This window comes from Arthrobacter sp. efr-133-R2A-120 (assembly GCF_030209835.1).
In the GTDB taxonomy this organism is placed as follows: domain Bacteria; phylum Actinomycetota; class Actinomycetes; order Actinomycetales; family Micrococcaceae; genus Arthrobacter.
Map to the genome: position 1 here is coordinate 22,485 of NZ_JARVRF010000014.1, position 19,974 is coordinate 42,458.

15 protein-coding genes and 2 riboswitches are annotated in these 19,974 nt (G+C 64.4%); of the genes, 14 read left to right on the forward strand and 1 reads right to left on the reverse strand.

What is annotated here, in order from left to right:
* Positions 1–4: 4 nt before the first annotated feature.
* Entirely contained in the window at positions 5–580 is a 576-nt protein-coding gene (locus QRN52_RS09010) for a DUF3027 domain-containing protein (protein ID WP_284752393.1), read from the forward strand.
* Positions 581–624: 44 nt separating this feature from the next.
* Complete coding sequence (locus tag QRN52_RS09015) at positions 625–1,989, forward strand: MFS transporter (RefSeq protein WP_284752394.1); 1,365 nt, start codon at positions 625–627, stop codon at positions 1,987–1,989.
* Positions 1,990–2,010: 21 nt separating this feature from the next.
* Here the strand turns inward: QRN52_RS09015 and serC are convergent, their stop codons facing one another.
* The gene (gene serC / locus QRN52_RS09020) at positions 2,011–3,141 is read right to left on the reverse strand and encodes a phosphoserine transaminase (RefSeq protein ID WP_284752395.1); all 1,131 of its coding nucleotides are present in this window, start codon (positions 3,139–3,141) and stop codon (positions 2,011–2,013) included.
* Positions 3,142–3,503: 362 nt separating this feature from the next.
* Between serC and QRN52_RS09025 the strand changes: the two genes are divergently transcribed.
* The 12 genes from QRN52_RS09025 (at position 3,504) to QRN52_RS09080 (ending at position 19,868) form a co-directional block, all read left to right on the forward strand.
* The gene (locus QRN52_RS09025; RefSeq protein ID WP_269997631.1) at positions 3,504–4,199 is read left to right on the forward strand and encodes an iron-dependent transcriptional repressor DtxR; all 696 of its coding nucleotides are present in this window, start codon (positions 3,504–3,506) and stop codon (positions 4,197–4,199) included.
* A gap of 126 nt (positions 4,200–4,325) precedes the next feature.
* Positions 4,326–4,535: riboswitch (cyclic di-AMP (ydaO/yuaA leader) on the forward strand.
* A 2-nt stretch (positions 4,536–4,537) separates the two neighbouring features.
* On the forward strand, positions 4,538–5,356 hold the full coding sequence (locus QRN52_RS09030; protein WP_284752396.1) for a M23 family metallopeptidase: 819 nt from the start codon (positions 4,538–4,540) through the stop codon (positions 5,354–5,356).
* A gap of 145 nt (positions 5,357–5,501) precedes the next feature.
* Positions 5,502–5,668: riboswitch (cyclic di-AMP (ydaO/yuaA leader) on the forward strand.
* Between the two features lie 5 nt (positions 5,669–5,673).
* The gene (locus QRN52_RS09035; protein WP_284752397.1) at positions 5,674–6,435 is read left to right on the forward strand and encodes an NlpC/P60 family protein; all 762 of its coding nucleotides are present in this window, start codon (positions 5,674–5,676) and stop codon (positions 6,433–6,435) included.
* A gap of 718 nt (positions 6,436–7,153) precedes the next feature.
* Entirely contained in the window at positions 7,154–7,654 is a 501-nt protein-coding gene (locus QRN52_RS09040; RefSeq protein WP_028266173.1) for an HNH endonuclease, read from the forward strand.
* A gap of 37 nt (positions 7,655–7,691) precedes the next feature.
* Positions 7,692–8,309 (forward strand): molybdenum cofactor guanylyltransferase, encoded by a 618-nt coding sequence (mobA, locus tag QRN52_RS09045; protein WP_284752398.1) that lies wholly within the window; start codon positions 7,692–7,694, stop codon positions 8,307–8,309.
* 31 nt (positions 8,310–8,340) lie between these two features.
* Positions 8,341–8,628, forward strand: a complete 288-nt coding sequence (locus tag QRN52_RS09050; RefSeq protein ID WP_284752399.1) for a DUF6457 domain-containing protein — start codon at positions 8,341–8,343, stop codon at positions 8,626–8,628.
* Entirely contained in the window at positions 8,625–9,950 is a 1,326-nt protein-coding gene (locus QRN52_RS09055; protein ID WP_284752400.1) for a molybdopterin molybdotransferase MoeA, read from the forward strand. The genes QRN52_RS09050 and QRN52_RS09055 overlap by 4 nt, the downstream gene beginning before the upstream one ends.
* A 62-nt stretch (positions 9,951–10,012) precedes the next feature.
* The gene (locus QRN52_RS09060) at positions 10,013–12,349 is read left to right on the forward strand and encodes an FdhF/YdeP family oxidoreductase (RefSeq protein ID WP_284752401.1); all 2,337 of its coding nucleotides are present in this window, start codon (positions 10,013–10,015) and stop codon (positions 12,347–12,349) included.
* Position 12,350: 1 nt separating this feature from the next.
* Entirely contained in the window at positions 12,351–13,226 is an 876-nt protein-coding gene (gene fdhD, locus QRN52_RS09065) for a formate dehydrogenase accessory sulfurtransferase FdhD (protein ID WP_284752402.1), read from the forward strand.
* A 91-nt stretch (positions 13,227–13,317) separates the two neighbouring features.
* Positions 13,318–16,341, forward strand: a complete 3,024-nt coding sequence (locus tag QRN52_RS09070; RefSeq protein WP_284752403.1) for an alpha-mannosidase — start codon at positions 13,318–13,320, stop codon at positions 16,339–16,341.
* 96 nt (positions 16,342–16,437) lie between these two features.
* Positions 16,438–17,757 carry a bifunctional glycosyltransferase family 2/GtrA family protein gene (locus tag QRN52_RS09075; protein WP_284752404.1) on the forward strand — a complete coding sequence of 440 codons (1,320 nt, stop codon included), beginning with the start codon at positions 16,438–16,440 and terminating at the stop codon, positions 17,755–17,757.
* A 47-nt stretch (positions 17,758–17,804) separates the two neighbouring features.
* Positions 17,805–19,868 (forward strand): glycosyltransferase family 39 protein, encoded by a 2,064-nt coding sequence (locus QRN52_RS09080; RefSeq protein WP_284752405.1) that lies wholly within the window; start codon positions 17,805–17,807, stop codon positions 19,866–19,868.
* Positions 19,869–19,974 lie beyond the last annotated feature (106 nt).

Genomic DNA, 19,974 nt, shown 5'->3' on the forward strand with positions numbered 1-19,974 from the left:
TGCCATGACATCGGAATCCGCTGAAGCCAGTCCTGAAGAAAACGGCACTGGTGCCGTTCCAGCCACGGCTGGACCCGGTGCTGAGCGGAAGCCGGCAACGGCGAAACCCCGCACCGGCATTCCTGTGTGGCGGGTCGGCAAGCCGGACGCCTTCCTGGCGGCCGCAGTCGACGTCGCCCGCAACGCGGTGGAGACCATTGCCAAACCGAGTGAAATCGGACCGCATATTGCCGCGCGCTCCGAAGGCGAACGCGTGGTCACGCACCTTTTCGAATCGCGGCTGGCCGGATACGGCGGTTGGCAGTGGTACGCGGTGGTGACCCGCAACTCGCGCTCCAAAGTGGTCACCGTCAGCGAGCTTGGCCTGCTGCCGTCGGAGGACTCCATCCTCGCTCCTGAATGGGTGCCTTGGGCAAAGCGCGTCCGTCCGGAGGACGAGGCGGCCGCCGCCGAAGAGTTGGCGGAGGAGGCTGGCGCCCCCGTTGACGCGGACGACGACGGCGACCCCTCCGCTGAGGACCTCGCCGCCTCCGGTGACGGTCAAGAGAACGACGACGCCGACGACATCGAGGCTGACTAGCCCTTGGCGGACCCGGCGAGTGAATTCCGTGAAGGTGGAAATTGATGTCCACCTTCAAGTCGCTCGGTGTCCTTAACTACCGCATTTGGTTCATCGGTGCGCTCGTTTCCAACATCGGCACGTGGATGCAACGCACCGCCCAGGACTGGCTGGTCTTCGCCCATCTGAGCAACCACGATGCCGGCGCCATGGGCGTGACCTTGGCGCTCCAACTGGGCCCGCAGCTTTTCCTGGCCCCGTGGGCCGGACTGCTTGCCGACCGCTACAGCCGGCGCAGGCTCCTGGTCGTGACTCAATCGGCCATGGCGGTCCTGAGCACTGGCTTGGGACTCCTGGTCCTAAGCGGTGCAGCGCAGTTATGGCATGTCTATGTGTTCGCGCTGTTGCTTGGCGTCGTCTCGGCACTTGACGCCCCGGTTCGCCAGACGTTCGTCTCGGAGCTGGTCAAGGACGACTATCTGTCCAACGCCGTTGCGTTGAACAGCGCATCCTTCAACGTCGCCCGCATGATCGGTCCCGCCGTGGCCGGCGTGTTGACGGTTGCGGTGGGGCCGGGCTGGGTATTCATGATCAATACCCTGACCTTCCTCGCAATGCTTGGCGCGATCCGGGCCATTCCCCTTTCTTCCTTGCGCGTCCAACCCCGGGCGGCCGCGGGCAAGGGCCGGATCCGCGAAGGGCTCCGCTATGTCCGCAATCGCCCGGACATCGTGGTTGTGCTCGTCGCGATTTTCATCATGGGCACGTTCGGCCTGAACTTCGTCCTGTTCATCGCTGCCATGGTCGGCACGGAGTTCGGCATGGATGCGGGAGCATTCGGGCTGCTCAACTCAGTCATGGCGATCGGCTCCGTCGCAGGAGCATTGTTGGCCGCCCGGCGCGGACGGCCACGAATGCGGCTCATCTTCGCGGCGGCGGGCGGGTTCGGCCTCGCGAGCGGACTGGCCGCCTTGGCACCGAATTACACCATGTTTGCCTTGGCCCTGATTCCCTGCGGCCTGTTTGCCCTGACCATGATCACGAGCGCCAACGGCTATGTGCAGTCCACCACCGAACCCGTCATGCGCGGCAGGGTCATGGCGCTCTACATGGCCATTTTCATGGGTGGAACGCCCATCGGTGCACCGTTCGTCGGCTGGGTGTCCAACGTGGCCGGACCCCGATGGGCTGTGGGCGTGGCCGCGGCCGCGGGCGCCAGCACCGCCGTCGTCGGGATCGTGTGGATCATCCGCGCCCGCCAGTTGCGGCTCCGTTTCGATCGCAGCGCCCGGGGACTGCAGTTCTTCCGCATTGAGTCCCAAGGCGCGGGGGATGCTCTTAAAGGGGACAGCGCTGTTAAAAGGGACAGCGCCGTTAAAGAAGCTAGCGCCGCCCGGGATCCTCACCCGGACGACGCCGACCAGTCCTGACCGCGGGAACGCGGCAGGCCCTTACTTCTTCAGTTCGCCCACCACGAAGTCGATGCTGGCGAGCAGTGCCGAGACGTCGTCCGGTTCGATGGCGACGAAGGTTGCGATGCGCAGCTGGTTGCGGCCCAGCTTGCGGTACGGCTCCGTGTCCACGATCCCGTTGGCGCGGAGCACCTTGGCGATGGCAGCGGCGTCGATCGAGTCATCGAAGTCGATCGTGGCGATGACATTGGAGCGGTCCTCTGCCTTCGCCACGAACGGGGTGGCGTACTCGGAAGCCTCCGCCCAATTGTAGATGCGGCTTGCGGAGTCCGCGGTGCGCTTGCTGGCGAAGTCGAGGCCACCGTTGCTGTTGAGCCACTGGACCTGGGCATCCAAGGTCACCAAGGTGGACAGGGACGGCGTGTTGTAGGTCTGGTTGAGCTTCGAGTTGTCGATGGCCGTCTGCAGGTCCAGGAAATCGGGGATCCAGCGGCCGCTTGCCTTGATGCGGGCGGCGCGCTCCAGGGCGGCGGGGGAGAAGAGGCCAAGCCACAGGCCGCCGTCGGAGGCAAAGTTCTTCTGCGGGGCGAAGTAGTAAACGTCGGCCTCGGTAACATCGACATCCAGGCCGCCGGCTGCGGACGTCGCGTCGACCAAGACAAGTGAACCCTCGTCGCTACCGTGAACGCGCTTGACCGGAGCGGCCACACCGGTCGAGGTTTCGTTCTGCGGCCAGGCGTATACGTCCACGCCTGCTTCAGCCTGGGAAACGGGCCGGGTGCCAGGCTCGGACTTGATAATGGACGAAGCTTCCAGGAACGGTGCCTTGTTGGTGGCCGAAGCGAACTTGGAGCCGAACTCACCGAAGGAGAGGTGCTGGGCCTTCTTCTCGACCAGGCCGAAGCTGGCGACATCCCAGAACGCGGTGGAGCCTCCGACGCCGAGAATCACCTCGTAGCCCTCGGGTGCACGGAAGAACTGGCTAAGCCCCTCGCGGACCGAGCCCACCAGGTTCTTGACCGGCGCCTGACGGTGGGAGGTGCCGAGGATCGTTGTCGAGGCGGCGGACAGTGCCTCTATCTGCTCGGGGCGGACCTTGGAGGGCCCGGCGCCGAAGCGGCCGTCCTTGGGCAGCAAATCGGCAGGGATGGTGATGCTGTTGTCGCTCACGGGATGCTCCAATGGTGAAGTAGCGGCCTAGATGGGTCGTGGCAGGCGGCAAGCTGCCCCCTTCGACTCCCCAATTCTGCCTGACTCCGCGGGCGGGGACAGAACCGAAGGTGTCATAGTCCGCCACGTGGAAAGCATTTGTTCCACCGGGCGTGGGGCCCGTGCCTGACCGGGCGACGGAGGGGCGCTGGAGCGGGACGCTGAGCGGGTGCCGGAATTATCCGGAGTAATTCAAAATAGGCTAAGCTTGGAGCTGGCGCCCGGACCGGGACGGCCGGCCGGTTCGGCCATTGTTCGACCACTGAGTCGGCTGCGGTACGGTGGAAAATACGCAAGATACTGCGCTCGAGGAGCTGAGCTGGATGACGGATCTGATCGATACCACTGAGATGTATCTTCGGACCATTTTGGAGCTTGAAGAAGAGAACATCGTGGCTCTTCGCGCACGCATCGCCGAGCGCTTGCGGCACTCCGGCCCAACCGTTTCCCAGACCATCGGACGCATGGAACGCGACGGCCTGGTTATTGTTTCAAATGACCGGCACCTTGAGCTGACCGAAACCGGCCGGAAACGCGCCACCGAGGTCATGCGAAAGCACCGGCTCGCCGAGCGGCTCCTGGCCGATGTCATCGGGCTGGACTGGGCCTACGTCCACGATGAGGCATGCCGCTGGGAGCACGTTATGAGTGAGCGCGTGGAACGGCGGCTCTATGAGCTCCTGGACCACCCCACGGAATCGCCGTACGGCAACCCCATTCCCGGACTCGAAGCACTGGGTGGAGCCGCATCGCATGCCTTCACGGATGGCGTGGTCAACCTTCTTGAAGCAATGAACGAATACTCACCGGAAAACAGGGTCACCGTCAGTCGGCTGGCCGAACCCATCCAGGTGGAACCGGAACTGCTCGTGCAGCTGGACGAGGGCGGAATCCGGCCCGGCGCGAGGGTTTCCCTGGAACGTGTGGGGGAATACATCTCCGTTCGCGTACCCAATATCGACGGCGCGCTGGAGCTGCCGCCCGAGGTTGCCTCGCACGTGTTTGTCACGGTCGCCTAAGCTGCCCGGTAAGGGCCGTCGGCAAAGATAACGAAATTATTACTGCGGGGGTTAATCCCCTATAGTTGACTACTGGCGCCGATACCAAAGCGTTACCTGATCCGAAGCCGAGTTCTGCCAGCGGATCAGGTGGATTAGTCCATTCACTGGCAGAAGCGGGGGAACCACCATCGGCTGTCGAAAGGCGGCCTTGGGGTGAAGTCCGCAGCGGAAGTGCAAGCAGCGCAGGGTTCCTCCGGGACATACCTGCGCTTCGCGCCCTTCGCGCGGACCGGGTCCACGATCTCTCTGGCCCGAATCCGACAGCTAACTTCGCAGGCTTGTCAGAGAGGAAAATCTTGACTACGCAGAACACCAGGGGCCGCAGACGCGCGTCCGGTCCTACTGCTGAGCTGCGGAGCACAAGCGCCGTCGTGCACGAGCGGCCCCGCGATCCCCATCGCGAAGTCCGCCGCCGCAAGGGTCCCTTGCGGCAAATGGCCGAGTTCGCCGCCGCGAGCGGAGCAGGACAGAAGGCCGGAGTGGCCCTTGCCGCCACAGGCCTCATTCTGACGGTCGCCATGCCGGGCACCGGCGCCCTGACGGCCACTGCCAACTCAAACCAAGTCGCGTCGGCCGTGGGCACCCAGCCCGAGATTCCGGCCGCGGCAAGCGCCACGATCGACTTCAGCCGCGCTGCGGTTTCCACCACGGCGGATCCGGACAGCAAGCTCAAGCAGCTCTTGAGTGCGCAGTCCGTCGGCACCATCAAGCAGTCGTCCTCCAAGGGCACCCTGGGGGCGCCGCTGGACACGCTGGTCACCGCCTCGCCGTTCGGCTACCGCGTGAATCCCATCACGGGCGGTTTGGGGGAGTTCCACCGGGGCCAGGACTTCGTGGCCCAGTGCGGCACCCAGGTCCACGCGGCCGCGGCCGGCAAGGTCACATTCGCTGGATGGCATCCGTATGGCGGCGGAAACCGCATCGTGGTGGACCACGGCAACGGCCTGGAAACCACGTACAACCATTTGTCTTCGTTCAGCGTCCAAGTGGGCCAAACGGTCAGCCGCGGCGATGTGATCGCTTTGAGCGGCACCACTGGCGCCTCTACGGGCTGCCACCTCCATTTTGAAGTCATGGTCAACGGCGACGTCGTTGACCCCCTGGGCTGGCTGTAGCCAATCCGATGGACGTCTCTCGCATGCTTGTCACGCTCCGTGACCTGAATGTGACATTCAGCCAAAACTCATGTACCGTCTAACTCGCATCAACTTTTAGAGAGTTGATGCACTCGGGTGGATTGCCTAGCTCTGCCACTGCCCGAGGTTCCGTTCGCAAAACATCGTCTGGCAGAGGCGGGGGACCCACTTTTGGTCATCTTCACCGATGGCCTTGGGGTTAAGTCGCATGACTTCCGAGAGGGAGAAGTGTGGCCGGATGACTCCCATCCGAATCCGACAGCTTACCTCGCGGGCATAGGGAGAGGCCTCTTAACGTGTCTTCACGCTCTACTGTTGCGCGCCACCGTGCCGCGGTCACCAAGACCAACTCGCTTGCCGTTATCGCTAAGACTGTCGGCAGCAACGCCGGTGGCGTAGGCCGCCAGGCGGCAGTTATCGCTGCTGCTTCCGGCCTGGTGCTTACTAGCGGTATCGCAGCCAACGCTGCAGAAACCAACGTCCCCCGCGAGTCCACTTCGACCTCCGCCCTGGAAGTCCAGTCCATCGCCCAAGCCAGCATTTCGGCCGACTCCTCCGTCGCCATCAAGTACGAGCGCCCGGTGGTTTCCACCGAAGCTGCTCCGGTTGTCGCAGCTCCGGTTGCCACCCAGGAAGCCGCTCCGGCTTCGCAGGCTGCGGGTGCCGCTACCGGCGTCTCAACGCTTTCTGTCACGGCTGCTGTTTCACCCGCCACCAAGGTTGCCAGTGGCAAGGGAGCAGCAATTGCTGCCGCAGCTTACGCACAGCTTGGCGTTGCCCAGGATTGCACCGCCCTGGCTTCGAACTCCCTGGCCGCTGTTGGCATCAACTTCCACGGCTGGCCGGCAGACTACCTCTCCCTTGGCCGCACGGTCAGCGCTGCTGAAGCGCAGCCGGGAGACCTGGTCTACTACCAGAACGGTGGCATGGGCATGGCCCACATCGCCGTTTACGTCGGCAACGGCATGGCAGTCCACGGTGGCTGGAACGGCGGCACCACCGCCCTGTACAGCGTCAACGTCGGCTCCGGCCCGGTCTTCATCCGCGTTGGTGGCTAAATAGCTCCGGCTACAGAGCTTCACTGGAACATCCCCGCTGGTCCGCCCGCGGGGATGTTCTGTTTTAACGTGTTACAGGGCAAAACGTGTGTAAATCCCGGGCGCGCTATGTCCGTCCCGCCCAGCCTAGGCGGTGCCATAGGCCCTCCTCGGCGGAGCCCGGTGCTGTAGAGCTCTGGTGGGAAGCAAGCACCTCCCATACACACGTTTTGTCCTATAACCCGACTACTTCGCGACGCGCAAATTACCTGGGGATGCGCTAGATCCCTGTCGACACCTGAATACATGTGTCGACAGGGATCTGGCGTGTCGCCCAGCTTTTGCTGTAGCGCTCGCTCGGGATTGTTTTCGCTCGGATGTCGGATTCTGCTCAATCATTCGAATGGACAAATGCCGGCCCACGGAATCACAGGACCGGCAACTTCGGCGATGAGAGTGATCCAGCAGAATCCGACGGCATCCGTGGATCCAGCAGAATCCGACAGCGTCCATTAGATCCCGTCGATCTGGATCTGGTCATGGACCTCGGGCGGTTTGGAAGGTTCCGGCTACGTGTCCGGCACATGAACTTTGACCGACACTGCGCCGGAACCCCCGCAAGGATTCGTTGATCTGGCCTCCGGGTGTTTACTCTTAGGTTGTCGATCCACAGCCCGTACATGCAGAGGGCAGCCGGCCCTCGCGCCCCTGACGGGTGCGGCCGTGAAGAGGTACGTGCATGCGCACACTCGTTCTGAATGCTGGATATGAACCGCTGGCGGTAGTAACCTTCCGCCGGGCGCTGGTCCTTGTGCTCACCGGAAAAGCGAGCGTAGTGGCCGAAGGCGACGAGCCTGTCGTCGGGCCACAGGAGATTCTCGGACGTCCGTCCGTGATTCTACTCAATCGCTACATCCGGCCGAGATACAACACCATCACAGCGGTTACACGCCGCGGCGTTTTGCGCCGCGACGGCCACCGTTGCGCCTATTGCGGGAAAGCAGCCCACACCATTGACCACGTCCACCCCAAATCCAGGGGCGGCGCGGATTCCTGGGAAAACCTGGTGGCAGCGTGCTTGCGCTGCAACAACGCCAAGAGTGACCACACGCCGGCGGAGATGGGCTGGAAACTGAGGTTCACTCCCGCGGCGCCCACCGGGACTATCTGGCAGATCAAGGAGCTTGAGAAACCTGCGCCCGCATGGGATCCCTTCCTCCTGCCTGAATCGGCGGCCTGAACCGGAATTGAGCCTGCTCCCCGGGTAATCTGGGCGGGTGGACTTTGATGCGGTGATATTGGCGGGTGGCAAGTCCTCCCGTCTCGGCGGTGTGCCCAAAGCCCAGCTGAGGTACGACGGCGCCACGCTCCTTCACCGCGCCGTGGCGGCAGCGCGCGGCGCCGGGACTGTCGTCGTCGTCGGGCCTGATCCCGGGGCTTTGCCGCACGGCACATTGATAGCGCGGGAGGACCCGCCCTTCGCCGGACCGGCAGCCGCGATCGCCGCCGGACTCGCCGTGCTAGAGGGACAAGACGGCGACAGTCCGTCCCCGAAGTGCGCGCCCTGGGTACTCGTCCTGGCCTGCGACATGCCCCTGGCCGCGGCCGCGGTTCCGGTCCTGCTCCAGGAACTTGCCGCCCACCCGGAAGCGGACGGGGCCATGTCCGTATCGGCAGATGGCCGGAAACAACCGTTGCTCGGGATCTATCAGGTATCCGCTTTGCGGCGGGAAGTGCAGGCTGCGGCAGAACAAGGTGGCCTGGTCAACGCCGCGGTGTTCCGGCTGCTTGCTAGGCTTGATCTGCTGGCCGTGCCTGTCCCCGCAGGATCCACCGATGACGTGGATACCTGGGACGATGCCGCGGCGCTTGGAGTGGACGGCGACCTGCCGTGACAACAGCTGTACCGGACTGTGGAGGCGGATCGTGAAGAGCCAGGAAGAAACGCTCGAGGAATGGTGCAGGAGCCTGCTGCAAGCATATGAGTTGGAAGACGTCGAGATCGACATCAACGATGTCCTGTCCCTGGCAGGCGTTGCAGCCCATTCAGTGGTTCGGCCGGCGGCTCCTTTGACTACCTTCATTGCCGGCTTCGCGGCCGGACTTGCCGCGGGTTCGGGACAAGCCACTAAATCCGCGTCGATGGATGCCGCCATGGGCCTGGCACGCACGCTCGCGAAAGATTATACGAACCCCGGAACCGACGCCGGATGACGGAAGCCCCCGAGCATGTCCCGCACGCCGACCACTTGTGGGCCGAGGCGCGGCAACTTGCCTTCGATAGTGCCACGCCCATTCCCGCCGCACCCGTTGCGCTGAAGGACGCCATCGGCAGGACCCTGGCCTTGGATGTCCATGCCTTGCAGGACCTGCCGCATTATGCGTCGTCGGCGATGGATGGCTGGGCGGTCAACGGCAGCGGCCCGTGGATCCTGGCGGAGCCGGGCCATAGGCTGGCCCCGCACCAAGCGAGCCCGATCGCCACCGGCGGCCTGATTCCGCCGGGGGCCAAAGCCGTGCTGCGGAGCGAGAGCGGGGTCCTGACCACCGACGAAGACGGCTTGCCGCTACTCGCCCTCGGCGGGAACGCGAAGCCCGGCGAACCGCGCAACGGGCAACATATCCGCAACGCGGGAGAAGAAGCCGCGGCGGGCGAGCTGCTGATCAAATCCGGCGTTGTCTTGAATCCGGCCCATCTCGCCCTCGCCGCCTTGGCCGGCCGCGACGAACTGGACGTCCTGGGCAAACCCCTCGTGAAGATGCTCCTGACCGGCTCCGAAGTGGTGACCGCGGGTGTCCCGGCCCCCGGCAGGGTGAGGGATACCTTCGGTCCCCAGCTTGGCACCGTCGTCGAACTCCTTGGCGGGATCCGCGGCGGGCAAACCAAGGTGGGCGACTCCTATGAGGAATGGCTCTCGGCCCTTGAGGAAGGCGAGCCGTCGCCGGACGCGCCACCCGCCGACGTCGTCATCACCACCGGGGGAACCGGCCGTTCGGGGACGGACCACTTCCGGCGGGCCATTGCGGAACTCGGCGGCCGATTGCTGATTGATGGAATCGCGATGCGTCCGGGACATCCTGCCGTCCTGGCCGAGTTGCCGGACGGCCGCTTCGTGTTGGGTCTTCCCGGCAATCCGCTCGCGGCCATGATGGTTCTCTTCACGATCGGCGCACCCCTCCTCGCGGGGCTGGGTCACGGGACGCTGCCCGAGGTGGGAGAGGTGCCTTGCGGCGCAATGCTCGACGCGGACCCCGGGCGAACGCGTTTGCTTCCCTTCAGGTTCGTGTACGGCTTGGCGTCGCCTGCCCAGCATGCGGGGCCAGGGATGATGCGCGGCCTCGCCGGCGCGGACGGCGTCATGGTGGTGCCACCGCACGGCGTGCAACTGGGCGAAGCAGTGCCCGCTTTTCCGTTGCCGTGGGGGCCGCCGTTTCCCCTGCCGAAGCCCACACAGGACAAGGCCAAGAAGACTCCCGCCCGGCCAGCCCGCAAAGTTCCGTCCGGGCCGGTGGACTGGAGCGCCCTGACAGGCTGAGAACTTCCCGTGCAGGATGGACGCGGGTGGATTAGCGAGTCAGGCCTTGCAATGATGGGGACATGAACAGGCATGCTCCCGAACAGGACATCAATGAAGATGACCTCCAGATCCACCCACCCAAGCGCTCCGCCGCGGGCGTCAAGGCAGTCACCGTGGCATTGGAACGGGGCTGGGCCCAAGCGGGCGTCAGCCGGACTGTCAAGTCAATGCTCCGCGTCAACCAGCGGGACGGGTTCGACTGTCCCGGCTGCGCCTGGCCGGAGTCCATTACCGGCAAACGCAGTCCCGCCGAGTTCTGTGAAAACGGGGCCAAGGCAATCGCCGAGGAGAGCACCACGCGCGTAGTCGACGCGGAGTTCTGGGCCCGGCACTCCCTGGCCGAGCTCGAGGACAAGACCGAATACTGGCTGGGCAGCCAAGGGCGCATCGCCGAGCCCGTCGTCATCCGCCCTGGCGACACGCACTATTCGCCCATCAGCTGGACGGATGCTTTCAGCCTGATCGGCGAGCACGTGAATGCCACCACGCCGGAGCGCTGCGTGTTCTACACTTCCGGGCGCACGGCCAACGAGACAGCCTTCATGTACCAGTTGTTCGCCCGGAGCCTGGGCACCAACAACCTGCCCGACTGCTCGAACATGTGCCACGAGTCTTCGGGAAGCGCACTCAACCCGACCATCGGCATCGGCAAGGGCACTGTCTCACTCGAAGACATCCATGAAGCGCAGTTGGTGCTCGTTGTGGGGCAGAACCCGGGCACGAACCACCCGCGCATGCTCTCAGCCCTGCGTGATTGCAAGAACAACGGCGGCAAGGTTGTAGCCGTCAATCCTTTGCCGGAAGCCGGACTCCTGAACTTCAAGGATCCCCAGTCGCTCAACGGCGTGGTGGGCGGTGGCACGGACATTGCCGATGAATTCCTGCAGATCAAGGTAGGTGGCGACCTCGCTCTGTTCCAGGCGCTGGGCCACCTCCTGCTGGAGGAGGAGAAGCGGCAGCCGGGAACAGTGGTGGACCGAGCCTTCATCGAGGCGCAGACCGACGGATTCGAGGCCTACGCCGAAACCCGGGCTACGCTGGACTGGGCAGAGACGGAACGCGCCACGGGCCTGAGCCGCATCGAAATCACCAAGGTGGCCGGCATGCTGGCCGCGTCGAAGGGCACCATCATTTGCTGGGCGCTGGGACTGACCCAGCAACCCCACTCCGTAGACACCTTGCGGGAAATCATCAACCTGCTGCTCTTGCAGGGAAACTTCGGCAAGCGTGGCGCCGGCGCCTGCCCCGTCCGCGGCCACTCCAACGTGCAGGGCGACCGCACCATGGGCATCTGGGAGAAGCCGTCCGAAGGCTTCCTGGCAGCCCTGGACAAAGAGTTTGGATTCACCATGCCGCGGGAACACGGATACGACTCCGTGGAAACCCAACACGCCTTGGAGAAGGGCGACGTGGATGTGTTCGTTTCCATGGGCGGAAACTTCGCCGCGGCAGGCTCTGACACTGTCGCGCTGGAAGAAGGGCTCAAGAAGGCCGGGCTGACGGTCCACATCTCCACCAAGCCCAACCGCGCCCACGTGGTGCACGGAAAGACCTCCCTGATCCTGCCCACCCTGGGCCGCACGGACACGGACGACAAACACCCGGGCGGACGGCAAATCCTCTCCGTGGAAGACTCCATGTCCGTCATCCACTCCACCCAGGGCCGCTTGACCCCGATCTCGGAGCACCTGCTCAGCGAACCCGTCATCGTCGCACGCATGGCGCAGGCGGTGCTCGGCGATAGCCGCCCCGTGGATTGGCGTGCCATGGCCGAGGACTACGACGTCATCCGGGACCACATCTCCAGGGTGATCCCCGGCTTCGACGACTTCAACGCAAGGGTGCGGACCAAGAACGGCTTCGTGCTGCCCAACCCGCCACGCGACACCCGCACGTTCGCCACGGATATCGGCAAAGCACGATTCACCGTGAGCCCGCTGGAGTACCTTGAAGCCCCGGCCGGCCACCTGATCCTGCAGACAGTCCGCAGCCACGACCAGTACAACACCACGTTCTACGGCCTCGACGACCGCTACCGGGGCATTTCCGAAGGCCGCCGGGTCATCCTGGTCCACGAGGACGATCTCAGCGAGCTCGGCTTCGGGGATAGGGACATGGTGGACGTCATCTCCACTTTCGGCGGAACGGAACGCCGGGCGAACAAGTTCCGACTGGTTGCCTACCCCACGGCCAAGGGTTGCGCGGCCGCGTACTTCCCGGAGGCCAACGCCCTCGTCCACCGGGAGCTCGTTGCCCGGGAATCCAACACGCCGGGCTACAAGGCCATGACGGTGCGGTTCGTCAAGCACGGGGAAGCCGCCGAGCACGCGGAAGCTGCCGGGACGGTGGGTATCTGAGATGGGACGGGTGACCCAGCGCCGCAAGGTGCACAAATTCGTCCTGGATGGCTCCGAACAGGCGCTGGAGCACCCGGTCCGCTACCGCGAAGACTTCCTTGCCGTCGAGGAACCGCTCGAGGTGCGCCTGGGGCACATGTCCTTCTCCGTAACCATGCGGACCCCTGGCGACGACTTTGACCTCGTGGCGGGCTTCCTGGTCTCCGAAGGTGTCATTTGGGACCCCGCCCAGCTCATTTCCTTGCGCTTCTGCGCCGGCGAGGACGAGAACGGCGTTCAGACCTTCAACGTGGTGGAGGCCCAGTTGCGTCCCGACGTCGTCCTTCCGGAGACGGGCCGCAACGTCTACACCTCCAGCTCGTGCGGGATCTGCGGCACCGACTCTATCGAGGCAGTGCGCAAATCCTCACACTTCAGCCCTTCGGGCGACCCCCTGAGCGTTCCGGTGGAGGTTCTTGCCTCGCTGCCTGACCGTCTCCGCGAAGCACAGGCGGTTTTCGACAAGACCGGGGGAGTGCACGCCGCCGGACTCTTCAGAATCCACGACGACGGCGAGGCTGAGCTACTGTGCCTGCGAGAAGACGTGGGTAGGCACAACGCAGTGGACAAGGTAGTGGGCTGGGCACTGCGCGAAGGATTATTGCCCTTGCGCGGTACTGTCTTGCAGGTTTCCGGGAGGGCGTCCTTCGAACTGGTCCAGAAGGCGGCGCTCGCAGGAATCCCGGTTCTGGCAGCCGTCAGCGCACCCTCCAGCCTCGCCGTGGAGCTCGCCCAGGAGACTGGTTTGACCCTGGTGGGATTCAGCCGGGGGACCAGCCTGAACGTCTACGCGGGCAGTGACAGGGTGGCGGTGGGGGCTAAGGACCTGCAGGGATAGCCGCCAATCACTTGGCTATTGTCCCGGAACAACGTAGATTTTATCCATCGAATGGAATCTCGACCTAGCCCACCGCCAAAGGGGACTTCAATTGCACGACGACCGCCGGATCACTGAGAAGCGGCTCGAACGTTTTGTCCGGGAGCGGATAGCCCCCGCCATCTATGGCCGCGCGCTGCCCCTTGAACTGAGCAGCTGGGATGCCCCGGGCGAGCCGGTTCCAGCCTCGGAAGCACTCCGCCAGGTCTTCGAACCCCAGGAACACGGTGCTGCGTGGGGCAAGGCCTGGAGCACCAAGTGGCTGCGGCTTCGGGGCGAGGTTCCGGAGGGCTGGGGAGTTGCCGATGGCACCACGGTGGAGATCGTCGTCGATCTCGGGTTCAGCAACGATTCCCCCGGCTTCCAGTGCGAGGGCATCGCCTGGCGGCCCGACGGCACCATCATCAAGGCCATTTCTCCCCGCAATCAGCACGTCCCGCTGAAGCTTTTGGGTGGCGGCCTGTCAGTCGACTTCTACGTCGAAGCCGCAGCTAATCCGGATCTCAGCCAGGAGTGGAGCTTCGCGGCAACCCCCCTGGGGGACAAGTCCACCTCCGGAGACAAGCCCCGCTACCGGCTCGGACGCATCGCCATAGCCGAACTCAACGAGGTGGTCTGGGAGCTCCACCAAGACATCTGGACCCTCAGCGGGTTGATGCACGAGCTGCCCTTCGAACTGCCGCGGCGGCACGAGATTCTCCGCGCCTTTGAGCGCATGCTGGACGTCATGGACCCGGACGATATTGCGGGTACCGCAGCCGCCGGCAGGGATGCCCTAGCCGAGGTCTTGAGCCGGCCCGCTTACGCCTCGGCCCACGAACTTCTGGCCACTGGCCACGCCCATATTGACTCGGCCTGGCTATGGCCGGTCCGTGAGACCATCCGCAAATGCGCCCGCACCTTCTCCAACGTTGTCGCCCTCATGGATGAGAACCCCGATTTCGTCTTCTCCTGCTCCTCGGCGCAGCAATTGGCATGGATGAAGGAGTTCTATCCTGAGCTGTTCATCCGGATCCGGGAGAAGGTGAAGGCCGGGCAATTCGTGCCGGTTGGCGGCATGTGGGTTGAATCGGACACCAATATGCCCGGCGGCGAGGCAATGGCCCGCCAATTCGTCGAGGGCAAGAGCTTCTTCCTGCAGGAGTTCGGCATCGACTGCCAGGAGGCCTGGCTGCCTGACTCCTTCGGATATTCCGGGGCCCTCCCGCAGATCGTCAAGTCCGCTGGTTCCCGGTGGTTCCTGACCCAGAAGATCTCCTGGAACCAGGTCAACAAGATGCCGCACCACACCTTCAATTGGGAGGGTATCGACGGCACGCGGCTTTTCACCCATTTCCCGCCCGTGGACACCTACAACTCCGAGCTCCACGGCCGCGAGCTCGCCCACGCCCAGCGCAACTACCGGGAGCACGGCCGGGGCACCATTTCGCTGGTCCCCTTCGGATACGGCGACGGCGGTGGCGGACCCACGCGCGAAATGGTTGCCGCAGCCCACCGAACGGCGGACCTGGAAGGTTCACCGAAAGTACGCATGGGAACCGCTAAGGAGTTCTTCACGCAGGCCGAGGCCGAGTACCACAACCTCCCGGTCTGGGTGGGCGAGATGTACCTCGAGCTGCACAGGGGCACCTACACGAGCCAGGCAAATACCAAGCAAGGCAACCGCCGCTCGGAGCACCTGCTCCGCGAGGCCGAACTTTGGTGCTCGACGGCGGCAGTGCGGACTGCCGGTTCGTTCACCTATCCCGCGGCGGACCTTAAGCGCTTGTGGCGGCTCGTACTGTTGCAGCAGTTCCACGACATCCTGCCGGGCAGCGCCATTGCGTGGGTCCACCAGGATGCGGAGCGGAACTATGCCGCGATCGCCAGGGAGCTGGAAGGCATCATTGCCGGTGCCGCGTCTGCCCTTCTGGGCGAGGGAGACACCATGTTCCTGCTCAATGCGGCCCCGCATGAGCGCAACGGTGTTCCGGCGCTCGCCGCAGCGGAGGCGGTCCACTCGGATAGCCCAGTCAACGTCACAGAACGCGCCGGCGGCTATGTTTTGGACAACGGCATCATCCGCGCGGTGCTGGACGCCAACGGATTGCTGACCTCCCTCTCGGATTACGCAACAGGCCGCGAAGCCATTGCGCCTGGTCAGTTCGGCAACCATCTTGAGCTCCACCGGGACACGCCCAACGAATGGGATGCCTGGGACATCGACGAGTTCTACCGCCGGAATGTCGTCTCGGTAGTCGAGGCGCGATCGGTGACGCTGGAAAGCGCGGGCTGGGACGCCGTCGTCGTGGTGGAGCGGACCATCGGCTCCTCCACCATCACGCAGCGCATTTCCCTCGAGGCGGGCGCGGAATCCCTCGGGATTTCCACCACGGTGGACTGGCAGGAACACGAGAAGCTGCTGAAGATCGGTTTCCCGCTGGATGTCCGTGCGGACCGTTCCGCCTCGGAGACCCAATTCGGGCACGTATTCCGGGCTACGCACACCAACACCTCCTGGGAAGCCGCCAAGTTCGAATTCTGCGCCCACCGATGGATCCATGTGGCAGAGCCGGGTTACGGCGTCGCCATTTCCAATGCGTCAAGCTACGGGCATGACGTCACCCGGACCATCCGCGACGACGGCGGAACCACCACCAACGTCCGTGTGTCACTGTTGCGGGCGCCCAAGTTCCCGGACCCCCGGGCCGACCTCGGTATGCATGTCCTGGATCTGAGCGTCCGGCCCGGCGCCAGCATCGGCGACGCAGTGGAGGAAGGCTACCGGACCAACCTCAAACCGAGGCTGCTGGCGGGGGCGAACCCCGTGGAGCCGCTATTCACAGTGTTCAACCAAGCGCTGGTCATCGAGGCCGTCAAGCTTGCCGAAGACGGCTCCGGAGACGTCATTGTGCGGCTCTACGAATCGCTGGGAGAGCGCTCCACCGGTCTCATCACGGCCAACTTCGATTCCCGGACGGTGCAATCCGTGGACCTCCTGGAGCGCCCCCTCGATGCTCCCGGAGTGACGCCCGGAGCGGGCGCCGCCGAGCTGACCCTGCGCCCGTTCCAGTTGGTGACCTTGCGTTTCAGTTAGTGGTGGCGGCGGAGCCGGGTGGCGTCCGATCCTGTTTACGGCGGACGCACAGGCTCCGTCAGGGAAGCCCTCACCTTCGTTGCATACCTTGGGACTATGTCCAATGCGATGACGACCCACTCCGGGCCGCTGCCTGCCGGACAACCGGGGCGGCAGCAGCCTGGGGGACCAAGGCAAGCGGCCGAGTCCGGCGCCGGCCACATCCCTGCCATCCGGCCCGAACGGGCGCCGATCAGCACGTCCGACGGCAGCGTGATTCTTGACGTCGCGATACCGGTGTACAACGAAGAAGAGGCCCTCGAACCGGCGGTCCGTCGCCTGCATTCCTACCTCAAAGGCAGTTTCCCGCACCCGTTTACCATTACGATCGCGGACAACGCCAGCACAGATTCGACCCTCGAGATTGCACGTAAGCTCAGCAGCGAACTCAGTGAAGTGCGCGTCGAGCACCTCGACCGGAAGGGGCGCGGGCGAGCGCTTCGCACCGTGTGGCTCGCGTCCGAGGCGGCAGTGGTGGCATACATGGACGTCGATTTGTCCACGGATCTGGCTGCCCTCGGACCGCTCATTGCCCCGCTCGTGTCAGGGCATTCGGATTTGGCGGTCGGAACACGCCTGAACCGCAACTCACGTGTGATTAGAGGGGCCAAGCGGGAGTTCATCTCCCGGAGTTACAACCTCATCCTCCGCGGCTCACTAGGCGCCCGCTTCTCAGACGCCCAGTGCGGCTTCAAAGCCATCCGTTCCGACATTGCGCGTGCACTCCTGCCGTGCACCGTCGACGACGCCTGGTTTTTCGACACCGAGCTGCTCGTCATCGCCGACCGCGCCGGCCTGAGGGTGGCCGAGGTGCCGGTGGACTGGGTTGACGACCCGGACTCGTCGGTTGACATACTGCGCACTTCCATCGATGACTTGAAAGGGATCGCGCGGATCGGGCGGGACATGATGACCGGGCGCATCCCTGTCGCCGAGCTGCGCAGCGCCCTCGGCCGCAAGGCTCCGGACAAAAGCAACGGCGCACTCCTCGGGCAAATGCTCCGATTTGGCGTCGTCGGTGTCGTCTCGACATTGGCCTATCTCGCCCTGTTTGTCTTCATGCGCACGATCGCCGATGCCCAGACCGCCAATTTCGTGGCAATGCTTGTCACCGCGGTTGCCAACACGGCGGCAAACCGGCGGTTGACCTTCGGGGTCTCCGGAACCACGGGCGCCGTGCGGCATCAGTTCCAGGGCCTCGTGGTCTTCGCCCTCGGCCTGGCGTTGACCTCGGGGGTACTCTTCTGGCTGGCCTCCGGAGGTGAACCCTCCAGAGGGGTCGAAATAGCGGGCGTCGTCGGTGCCAACCTCCTGGGAACCCTGCTGAAGTTCATCCTGTTCAGGGTCTGGGTCTTCAAACAACCGCGATTGCCCTAGTCGTGCCGCGGGGCCCACAAACGCTCCATGATCAAGTGAAAGACACAATGAGCTCCAAATCCATCACTGTCAGCCCTACGGACCGGGACCGGAACGCAGCCACTTCCCGAGAGGCCGCTTTTGGCAAACGGTGGGCGCGCCTGGCATTCGGCGAGAAGCAAGCGCGATGGGTCCGGCCCTCGGCTGCGGCACTCCTCCTGGTAGCTGCGCTTGTCTACTTGTGGAATCTGACGAACTCCGGCTACGCCAATTCCTTCTACGCGGCGGCCATCCAGTCGGGGACAAAGAACTGGACAGCGTTGCTTTTCGCATCCCTGGACCCATCGAACGCCATCACGGTCGATAAGCCGCCCGCAGCGTTCTGGATACCCGCCCTGCTGGGACGCGTCTTCGGATTCAGTTCCTTTACCATGCTGCTGCCCGAAGCCGCCATGGGAATCGCTTCCGTCGGGATGCTCTACTTGGCCGTTAAGCGGGCGGCGGGACCGGCCGCAGGCCTTGTTGCAGGAGCCGCGCTTGCCGCGACGCCGGTAGCCGCACTCATGTTCCGTTTCAACAACCCTGACGCCATGATGGTCTTCTGCCTTATGGTGGCCGCCTGGATGACCGTGACTGCCACCCAGAAGGCCAGCCCTGCCTTGCTTTTCTGGGCCGGCACATTCATTGGCCTGGCCTTTCTGAGCAAAATGCTCGAAGGGTTCATGACCATCCCGGCGCTCGGACTTGCCTACCTATTGGCCGCCCCGGTTCCCCTCAAGAAGAGGCTTCTGCACTTGCTGGGCGCCGCAGGAGGCATCACGCTGGTCACTGGCGCGTACGCACTTGTTTTCCAGCTCACGCCGGTATCCGTGCGGCCCTACATGGCGGGGTCGCAGGGAAATTCCCTGTGGGAACTCGTGTTCGGCTATAACGGGCTCAGCCGAATCGTGGGACGGGGCAACGGGATCCCCGGGGGTGGGGCACCGGACTTCGCCCGTTATCCCGGTGGCATCGGCGCGGAGCCCGGAGGCGCCGTACCCGGCGGAGGCGGATTTTCCTTTGGTGGCCCTCCCGGCATCCTCCGCCTGTTCGGCGGCGAGTTCAGCGCGGAAGTGGCGTGGTTACTGCCCACCGCGTTGCTCCTCCTTGCGGCAGGATTATGGTTCACGCGCCGGGCGGCGAGAACCGATGCAATCCGTGCTTCCTTGGTCTTGTGGGGCACGTGGCTGGTCATCACCGCCGCCGTCTTTTCGTTCATGAGTGGCACCATCCATGCCTACTACACGGTTGAGCTTGCCCCTGCCGTAGCCGCTGTGATCGGCATCGTTGGGGTCCAACTCTGGAAACACCGGTCCCAGCCTGCGTCCCGGGCCGTGCTCGCGTCGGCGGTCCTGCTTACGTCGATCTGGTCTTTCGTTCTGCTGTCCAGCGACCTGGGGTGGCTCCCGTGGCTCCGTTGGACGGTTTTCGCTGCGGGCGCCTTGAGCGCGGTCCTGATCGCGGCTGGTCCGGTCCGACTTGGGAGGGCCGGTGTGGCAGTGGCGATTCTGGCGCTCCTGTCAGCTGGCCTTGGAACGGGTGCGTGGACCGTAGCTACTGCGGCGACGGGCCACACGGGAGGATCGCCATCCGCCGGACCGGACTCACGGACGAACAACCAGGCGATGGGGCTGGCCGGCATCACCAGCCCGGCCGGTGCAGCCTCGCGCGGCGGGGCATTCGGCCGCTTCCGTGGTTCAGGTCCCGCCAACGCCCCTGCCGCGGCAGGGGGATTCACCGAGCCCCTCGGAAATTCCGCCGTGAATACCCTTCTGCAGACGACGAAGACGAAGTGGTCTGCCGCCACGGTCGGGGCGAACAGTGCAGCCGCCCTTGAGCTTGGTTCCAATACTTCGGTGATGGCCATTGGCGGATTCAGTGGCTCTGATCCGTTTCCGACCCTGGACCAGTTCAAGCAAATGGTTGCCACGGGACAAATTTCCTATTTCGTCCCGGGCAGTCCGTTTGGGGGTCCGGGTGGCCTGGGACGGGCAGGCGGGAACGGCACGTCGTCGGCCATCACCCAGTGGGTCGAAGCAACGTTCCCGGCCACAAGGGCCGGTAGCAGCACCGTCTACCATCTGCACCAATGAGCGGGCGGCCCCACCCAACTGGCTCGCAGTTGTTGTCGTTAGGAGGCCCAAAACGACAACAAATGCGTGGGCCCACGCCGCCAGGGTTCCCTGGCCGAGCTTGCGA

Coding starts and splice junctions, on each gene's coding strand:
- QRN52_RS09010 (WP_284752393.1), top strand. CDS start 5: ATGACATCGGAATCCGCTGAAGCCAGTCCTGAAGAAAACGGCACTGGT.
- QRN52_RS09015 (WP_284752394.1), top strand. CDS start 625: ATGTCCACCTTCAAGTCGCTCGGTGTCCTTAACTACCGCATTTGGTTC.
- QRN52_RS09025 (WP_269997631.1), top strand. CDS start 3,504: ATGACGGATCTGATCGATACCACTGAGATGTATCTTCGGACCATTTTG.
- QRN52_RS09040 (WP_028266173.1), top strand. CDS start 7,154: ATGCGCACACTCGTTCTGAATGCTGGATATGAACCGCTGGCGGTAGTA.
- QRN52_RS09055 (WP_284752400.1), top strand. CDS start 8,625: ATGACGGAAGCCCCCGAGCATGTCCCGCACGCCGACCACTTGTGGGCC.
- QRN52_RS09060 (WP_284752401.1), top strand. CDS start 10,013: ATGAACAGGCATGCTCCCGAACAGGACATCAATGAAGATGACCTCCAG.
- fdhD (WP_284752402.1), top strand. CDS start 12,351: ATGGGACGGGTGACCCAGCGCCGCAAGGTGCACAAATTCGTCCTGGAT.
- QRN52_RS09075 (WP_284752404.1), top strand. CDS start 16,438: ATGTCCAATGCGATGACGACCCACTCCGGGCCGCTGCCTGCCGGACAA.
- QRN52_RS09080 (WP_284752405.1), top strand. CDS start 17,805: ATGAGCTCCAAATCCATCACTGTCAGCCCTACGGACCGGGACCGGAAC.